Here is an 8,570-nt window from a genome sequence, read left to right as displayed (position 1 = left end):
GTTAAGTTTTGATCAGTAAACGTCGTTCCTTGTACCGTTTGAATCAATTGTCCATCGCGTAGTACCTGATATTCTTTTACACCTACATTATCTGTAGAAGGGTTCCATTTTAGCTCTACACTGTTAGAAGCAACGTTGCTTGCATATAATCCTTGTGGTTGTGTGGGAGCTTCTGTATCTGGTTTCGGATTAACAATTTTATCTACCTTCTTCAACCCTTCTTTTGTAATCTCATACACCACATTAAATCCAAAACTTTCCTGAATGTTTTTTTCCATATTTGTAATAATAGCTCTACCCGCACCTTCTAAATGTGTAAACTCAATAAAATCCCCTACTTTTACCGGGAATTTTGCTTGCTCAGCATTTTGTTGCTTATTTCCATAAATCTCTTTGTTATATACCACTTTACCTGATGTATTTTGCACTTTAATGCTTGCATATGTACTATCAAAGTAGTTGTGTGGTACACCTGCTTTTAAATCAATTTGCATTTCTTCTGTTGATTTATTTAAATTTACTTTCGCAAATTCAAAATCTCCAATCCCTTTTAGTGACCATGCAAACTGGCTTCCTTCTAAAGCATTCGAAGAATTCGGTGTATCTGGTTTAATCGGATTAGAATCTGTACTTTCCCAAATTTCAGCCGTTAAATTTGGATACCCTAGTGACGCTATCTTTTGGATTGTATCATTATTTGGACGTAATCCCCATTTCTCAAAAAACGGAATTAAATTTTGTTTTGCTGCCTTTGATGCTGAAATCATAAACAATTGTTTTTTCGTTTCATCAGTTTGTGGAATCTCATTTGAAGGCATGTCTCTATATAGCTGATGCAACTTCGGATAAAAGTCTCCTCCATACGCTAGATGTAATTGCCATAACATAGCAAGTTTAACAAAAACATCATTAATTTCATCATAATTCTTATTTTCTTGTGCTAAATATTTAGATACCTTAGGATAAACCCCTTCTTCTTCTAAACGAGACGGTTGCCCAAATGCTTTTTCTACGGCTAGGCTGTAAATATTATTTTGAACTTCGCCCATATTATAGAATCTCCAAGGAACCTGTTGTCTCAAATGTCCAGCTTCATGCCAAGGTCCCCATCCATCCTTAGTAAATTTATTGATATCTAATACATATTGAATGGCATCTCCTACATACGCTGTTCTATATTCAGTTGCGTACATAAAGCCAGATTTGTTATCTTTATCTTCTACATAATGAATATAATGTTTATCTACTTGTTCTTCCGTTAATCCAGACATTCGATCTTGAATCCTAGTAGCTTCATCCATTTTTTTTAATAATTGGGCCGGGTCTGTATTAGAACCTAGCAAGTATTTTTTTACACGTTCAGGAGTAGCAGTAATCAATACACGCTCTCCTTTTAATTCGACTGCAAATGAATTCGGATTTTGATTAAGCATATCAATTAAATCTTGTTTTGTATGTTTTCCAAGTTCAAAGTAAGGAACGGGGGTACCTCCCTTTTGAATAGTGGTTCGAATTGTCCCATTTTCTTGTTTGTTATAAAAATATATCATTCCTCCGCCTTCGTATCGAATCGTATTTGTACCAGGTTTTAGAGTAAATGATTTTACTAACTCTTCTCCTTGTGAATTTCTATTGTATGAAAATGCTCCAATATATGCGGTAATCTCATTATTTCCTTCTACATCAATAGTAATTTCTTCATTTGGTTTCGCATACAAACCAGTAGGTTCAAAAGGACTAAATGAAGCAGCTCTTCTATCCTGTTGCGACAGTGCTTTAACGTCACCTTTCCCTTGAACAGTAAACACCCGATTTTCCACTTTCACTGATCCCTCATTTTTTAACACGGATAATTTTTGTTGCTTCGCTTGCTCTTCCGCAAAGACTTCTAATGAGGGTGTTATTCCAGTAGCAAACATAGATAATGTGGCAGTTATCATCACTAAATTTTTTGTTTTTTGTTTTTGTCCCCTTTTCATAATATCCCTCCACTATATTTTTAGATACTTAAAATATGAATATACAAGTAATAGATATTACCTGTATATTCATATTATCTATTTACACATATTTATACAATTTAACATAAAGATGCTCATTTATATAAGAAAGTGGATGCATTTCAATTCACTTAATAAGATGAATAATCAAATAAATGTATAAAAAAAAAGATTTTAATATATTTATTATAAAAAAACGCATAAAACATAAAAAAATGTCGAAATATTAACACATTATATTCTGGTACAAAAACCTCCGGACAGTTATAACTAATCACCTAAACCCGGATATATCAGTACTTTAAAAAGAACGTGATTCTAATTGGGATCACCATATCATTTTAATAAATTTGTACGCTATGAAATTTATAGATGAAGAAATCAGTTGTGTAAAATTAAATGAATGTTTGTTTAATTATTTTAGTTATGAATCAATTTGTGAGATATGAGGGTAGTTGAGTTTCGGGTTTCAATTGTCTACTTTGTTAATTTCTCATTTATTATATAAATTTTATATAGCAAAGAAAAAAGCATCCGCTACGGATGCTTCCTCTAAAAATTAATAACTATAAGGTCTTCTAGTGTTGAATATAATATGTCTACTTCAGACACTCATGAAAAAAAGGAGAAAAGATCATTTACTGTTCCTTCAATAGAAGTCCCAGTTCCTGCCGGGAAAAAATACAAAGTTGATTATGTATTTGAAAAAGTTAAGGTTTCAGGTAAGAATAAAATTGATGTAAATCTCTACGGTGATGTTACTTATTATTACAATAATCAGCCGATGTCACCAGAACTTTTATATTCAGTACAAGGACTTGCAGCTGATAAGCAAGGATTTGAGAAAGTCATAAGAGATTCAGCTGTAGGAAACGATAGATTTGGAATTAAGACTACAGGTATTGGCCAGTTTAGCACTGAGTTTGGAACACGTCTAACTAGAACTCTTACAGACATTACTGATTCTAGAAATCCAGTAAAACTAGAGACGAAAAATGTTCCAGTTGAGTTCAAAACACTTTCGACTGACACTAGAGTAATTAAATAAAAGATAATGTCTAATTAATAATCTAATATAAGGGCTTAAAAAGGTTTAGTACCCCCCTTTATATTAAACACGTTATTTTATAAGAAAAAATTAAAATTAGATTTGAAATGTATCAGGTACATTATTTTTCTCTTCTTTATTAATACCAATGTATCTTAGGGCAATTTGCGGTGTACTATGATTCGATATTTCTTGTAACATAGCGATATCCTTTGTTTGTTTATAGAACCAATAGCCGAAGGTTTTGCGCATGGTGTGAGTACCAATGGATTCTACACCGGCAAAATCTCCGGCTTTCTGCAATTGTCGATAAGCCTGGCTCTTACTAATGGGTTGATCCCCTTTTCTTGAAGGGAATAACCAGGTACTTTTTAAATCTTCAGCGTATGGCAACACTTCCTCAAAAATGGATGTAATATTTATAATACGCTCCTTTTTTGTCTTGCCTTCTTTCACTTTAAATTCTTTTCGTTTTTTTCGCTTCAGTTTTAAAATTTCACTCTTTTCCATTTTAAGTAAATAATTTACACGTAACCCCGTATTAATACCAATTAGAAATAAAATGTAATCACAATCTGAACAATGACGTTTAAGAGACCATTTCATATCTTCGAGCTGTTCTTTGCTTCGAAGTGGTTGTACATCAATTAAATGTTTCTTTTTATTCATCTGCTTTTAAATCCCTTTTTTCAATGATTTGAATGTATACTTTTTTATCTATTTTAAGAATATCAATAAAAACAGATTAAAGTCACTGTTTAAAAGCAAATGAAAGTAAACTAATCGATAATAATTTACATTAGATATCTTTAAAAAGTGTTAAAAAAACGACCTTTAATCAATCCTTTTTTCTAAAACCACAGAAAAGATAAGTACTATAGTTAACACCATAATAAACCTTACTTCACTTCCATCACTTACAAAAAATGAATACAAAGTATAAATTAAAATTAATATTCCATAAATAATTTTGTGCAATGAACTTCCACCTTTTCCTATATATATTTTAGTATAAAAGTTTAATTCAAGTCCTAGATCAAAATAAAAATAAAAAGCACCTGTGATATACACAAAGTGCTTTTCTCTTGTCAATTTATCTATTTTCACTATACTTATCTATTTTCTTTTTATAACTCAAACTTCTTAGAACCGTACTTTTAGCTTGTTGCAATTCATTTTATTTATATGGAATATGTTTTTATCTGTCTGTACATCTTCAACATTTTCTCCATCTACTAATAATCTCCTGTACTTAAAAGAGTGCCCTGTTAATACTGTTGTAACCCCCTCCTTTTGTTTGATTACTTGTATCATAAAACAAGTATCTGAAGTTTATATGTAGTCTATCTAGAGTCTATATAAATTTAAAAAACCTCTAACAAAATGTTTGTATTGTAACGTTACCACCAAAACTAGTGCTCTAAACACCATAATTTGAAGAAACAGTACCCCATGTTCTAATCCTCATTTCCTCCTACAGCTCTATCTTGTGTAAAACTAGTTGATCCCTATAATATAAAAAGAGCACCCCTTTTGGATGCTCTTCGTTATAACTATATATTATTTAATTTTCTTCATTTGTTGGTACCATTTTTCCTTCTTGAGAATCCGTACCTGTACCTTCTGATTTTTCAACAGTTTTTGCATGTTTTCCAGGTTGTGATTCTGTACCTCCATTTGTTTCTACCATTTTTCCTTCTTGAGAATCTGTACCTGTACCTTCTGTTCTTTCAACAGTTTTTGCATGTTTTCCAGGTTGTGATTCTGTACCTTCTTTTGTTTCTACCATTTTTCTTTCTTGAGAATCTGTACCTGTACCTTCTGATTTTTCAACAGTTTTTACATCTCCTTTAGATGCTGGCACTGCATCTTTAGGTAAATCAAAGTTTTGTGAGGAAGACGTTGTTCCATCTGCACTCTGTGTAATTACTTGATTTGAATTTTCATTTGACTTTAAATTGTCCGTTTTCGCATCATCTGCACCAATTGCACCACCCGCTAATAATCCTGTACTTAAAAATGCTCCTGCTAATAATGTTTTAATCATTTTTCATTACCTCCTGTTTATTTGTAATATTCATCAAAAAAGTATCTAGAGTTAATGTTTTAGTCATTATCTTTATCTACTTGCTTTTTGATTACATTTAGCATAAGACAAGAATCTATAGTTGATATGGACTGTATCTGGAGATTATGTAAAGAAAAATAGATAATCAGTTGCATATCCTAATGGGTGTTTAGACAGGATTGAAACTTTATATGAGTTTGATAATTGAGTTACCCTTTGTTTTTGATCGTAAGGTTTATGGCTGGGGTGGAGCCTATCGAAGACCTAATCTTTTCTGATTTGAAAGTAAACTTTTGGCTAAAAGTTCACTTTGGAGACACCTTATTATTATGATTGGAATTTTACATCTGGAATGAAATTCCGAATACAAAAGTGAAAAATATGGAAATGAAAATTTTAAAAACTTAAAATAAACATTGCAATCTGAATATAAGGAGTGCGGCAACCATTCCTTATTTTTGGATTCACTTACAAATGATTAAGTCAACAGTGTCAAGAGAAATTGGAACAAACACAGATTAATCTTGGGATTTTTTTTAACATATTGAAGGTGCAGACTCAATCATATTTAGTGATTGAGTCTGCACCTTCAATTTTTTGTTTCTCTTTTTATGAATATATTTTTGTACATATGCGTTTTATATAGTGATTTCTAATAATAAGGAAGTAAATAATTTGCATACAAATAAAGCTTACTAATACAACAATTGAGCTTTGAATAACGGACAGTTCTCTACTTACTGTTTGTCCTAATTGGTGAAAAGTTATAAATGCAAAACTGCTGTGAACCATAGCTACTACAATCGGCAAGAAAAATAGAATCATCATTTGTCTTGTCACAATTTGCTTTAACTCTTTTTGTCTTAAACCTAATTTTGAAAGCATTTGATATTGCTCTTTATCACGTTCTAAATCAGTAAATAGACGGAAATATAGAAAGCTTAGTGTAAATACGAAAAATACAATCCCCACCAATACACTTGAAATAGAAAGTAATCCATTTTGTTGTTTCAGTTCAAGCCATTTTACATACAAAGATGAAAAGGCATAATAATCATCTTGACTCGTACCAATGAACTTCATAAGTTTTGTAGAAATTGCACTTGTTTCAGGCCAATTTTTTATGATAAAACCGTATATGGTGTAATCTCGGAGTACGCCTTCTTGTTGTACATTTAGAACTTTACTGTAAACAGCATCAGAGACAATAAAAGGGTTGTCAATCTCGGCGAATTCTGGGATATAAATTGTTTTTTGAACAGAAAGTGGTACTTCTAGTTCACCATGTTTTAATTCCAATGTTTTTTGATCCTCTGCACTTGTGGGATTTTTCTTTGGTAGTATAGCGATACTTTCAGTTTCATTTGTTAATTTTTCTATTTCATACCCTAATTTTTTAGCGTATTCATTATACGTAGAAAGATTAATTAACACCGGACCGTTTTGTGACCTTTTAAATTTTGTTGCTACAAGTTTATAAGAAAATCCAGATTCTTTTAATTGTTTCTTTATCTCTTCAATATGGGATTTTTCTTGTGTATTTCCATTATCCGATCGATAGGTAAATGCATATGGCGTCGCACTTTTTGCCAATTCAGGATTTGCGATTGCCGTACAAACTCCAATTGCTGTAAAAGATACAGCTGATATAATTGTAACGATAAAGAACGTTCTCGCATTATCTTTCATTCGGAACGCTAATTCTGAAATAACAAGGAGATTGGTTCTTTTAAAGAATGTAGTTTCTCTAATTTTTAAAGTGTATATTACATATACACACAATTGAGTAAAGAAAAAATAGGTTCCACATACAATTAATAAGACACCGACTCCTACGAGTAGAAGTAATTGTTTTAAACTCATGAAATCGACCGCGACGATACAGTAGTGGACGGCGGAGTAACCTGCTCCAATTAAGATTATTGCCAACAAGGATATCCAAACGGACGCTTTCGGCTCAGGTTTTGGTTTTTCCTCTGATTTTATGAGTTCTACAAGTTCATTCATTTTCACCATTTTTGATGTAAATAATGAAATGAGTAGGAATAAAACAAAAAAGGAAATAGCTGTTACTCCCATAGACTTTAATGGAAAGTACAATGATAACGTATGCTCTACTCCTAATAAAGACCCACTAACTAGTAAAAATAATTTAGAAAAAACCATCCCAAGTCCAATGCCTGCTAGTATAGAAGGGATTCCAATCAACATGTTTTCGAAAAAAATTAATTGATGAAGCTGTTGATGAGACATTCCATGTAACATTAATAATCCAAACTCTTTTTTTCTATTTTTTAAAAATGCGCTAACAGAATAGAAAATAAATAAGAAAGAGAAAACAAAGATTAAGTAATACGATAGTTGAAATCCTATTTTCCCAAATGTATTCATTATGGTACTTGCATGAGTCAGTTGGCCTTGTAGATTTGGATGAAAGACAAGTAGCCCATAAGTAAAGAAAATCATTACCGCAAATGTACTACTAAAAAAATGTCCAAGATATATTCGTTTATTCCGTATAACATTATTGAATGCGAGCTGTCGAAAAGTCATGTTTATTCCCTCCTAACATAGAAAGAATGTCCATAATATTTTGATAAAATAACGAACGATTGTCATTGTAGAAAATTTCATTATATAACTGTCCATCTTTAATAAAAATAACGCGGTCACAGTAACTTGCAGCAACTGGATCGTGCGTTACTAACATCATTGTTGCCTGTTCCTCTTTATTTAATTGTGTTAATATCTCCATTACATCTTGAGAAGCTTTAGAATCTAAGTTTCCTGTTGGCTCATCAGCAAGAACCAATTTAGGAGAATGAATGAGTGCACGGGCAATCGCTGTTCGCTGTGCTTGTCCTCCAGATATTTCATATGTTCGTTTATTCAAAATTTCACTTATTCCTAATTTTTTTGAAATAGATTCTACTCGTTTATTTATTCTCTTCACATTCATGCCATCTAATACGAGCGGAAGAACCATATTCTCTTTTACTGTTAAGGTATGCAAAAGGTTAAAGGATTGAAAGACGAATCCTAATTCCTGTCTGCGAAATACGGCCAAATCATTGGGTGATAGTTGATAAGGATTTTTACTATTAATGAATACACTGCCTGATGTTGGCGAGTCAATAGTAGAAATCATATTCAATAACGTTGTTTTTCCACTACCAGAAGGACCCATAATCCCAACAAATTCTCCTTCTGTAATTGTTAAATTAATATTTGAAAGTGCTGTATGTGAAACCTTGCCTGTGTATTCTTTACTAAGATCTTTTACTTTTACTATTTTCATATGAGAAATTCCCTCCAAATTTACACACTAAGAATGAGCGTTGATAGATGATGCCTGCCAACATTTTTATTTTTTTAAAATACGAGTAATTTACCATTAATTGTTGGTCTAGTTTCGTATTTCCTTATTTAAGCTGTAATACTCGGTCGAATGTTT

General features: G+C 31.8%; 7 protein-coding genes. 1 reads left to right on the top strand and 6 read right to left on the bottom strand.

Translation table 11 applies throughout. The features are described from left to right. Positions 1-1,979: M60 family metallopeptidase (locus tag CN409_RS27885; protein WP_097982095.1), on the bottom strand; the 1,979-nt coding region annotated here is incomplete at its 3' end. 583 nt (positions 1,980-2,562) lie between these two features. On the opposite strand from CN409_RS27885, the gene CN409_RS27880 reads away from it, so the two are divergent. Beyond that, positions 2,563-3,048: an ETX/MTX2 family pore-forming toxin gene (locus tag CN409_RS27880; RefSeq protein ID WP_309523891.1), complete on the top strand. Its 486-nt coding sequence runs from the start codon at positions 2,563-2,565 to the stop codon at positions 3,046-3,048. A 96-nt stretch (positions 3,049-3,144) separates the two neighbouring features. Here the strand turns inward: CN409_RS27880 and CN409_RS27875 are convergent, their stop codons facing one another. From CN409_RS27875 to CN409_RS27855, 5 genes are all read right to left on the bottom strand, one after another. Beyond that, positions 3,145-3,717 carry a tyrosine-type recombinase/integrase gene (locus tag CN409_RS27875; RefSeq protein ID WP_097982096.1) on the bottom strand — a complete coding sequence of 191 codons (573 nt, stop codon included), beginning with the start codon at positions 3,715-3,717 and terminating at the stop codon, positions 3,145-3,147. Between the two features lie 165 nt (positions 3,718-3,882). Next, entirely contained in the window at positions 3,883-4,155 is a 273-nt protein-coding gene (locus CN409_RS27870) for a hypothetical protein (RefSeq protein WP_141527747.1), read from the bottom strand. A gap of 457 nt (positions 4,156-4,612) precedes the next feature. After that, complete coding sequence (locus CN409_RS27865) at positions 4,613-5,095, bottom strand: hypothetical protein (protein ID WP_097982097.1); 483 nt, start codon at positions 5,093-5,095, stop codon at positions 4,613-4,615. Positions 5,096-5,725: 630 nt separating this feature from the next. After that, positions 5,726-7,669 carry an FtsX-like permease family protein gene (locus CN409_RS27860; RefSeq protein ID WP_090814512.1) on the bottom strand — a complete coding sequence of 648 codons (1,944 nt, stop codon included), beginning with the start codon at positions 7,667-7,669 and terminating at the stop codon, positions 5,726-5,728. Continuing rightward, positions 7,641-8,414, bottom strand: coding sequence for an ABC transporter ATP-binding protein (locus tag CN409_RS27855; protein WP_097946287.1), 774 nt, complete (start codon positions 8,412-8,414; stop codon positions 7,641-7,643). The genes CN409_RS27860 and CN409_RS27855 overlap by 29 nt, the downstream gene beginning before the upstream one ends. Positions 8,415-8,570: the final 156 nt, after the last annotated feature.

The organism is Bacillus sp. AFS012607 (assembly GCF_002558005.1).
Classification (GTDB): Bacteria; Bacillota; Bacilli; order Bacillales; family Bacillaceae_G; genus Bacillus_A; species Bacillus_A thuringiensis_S.
This window is presented reverse-complemented; position numbering and strand designations above follow the sequence as displayed.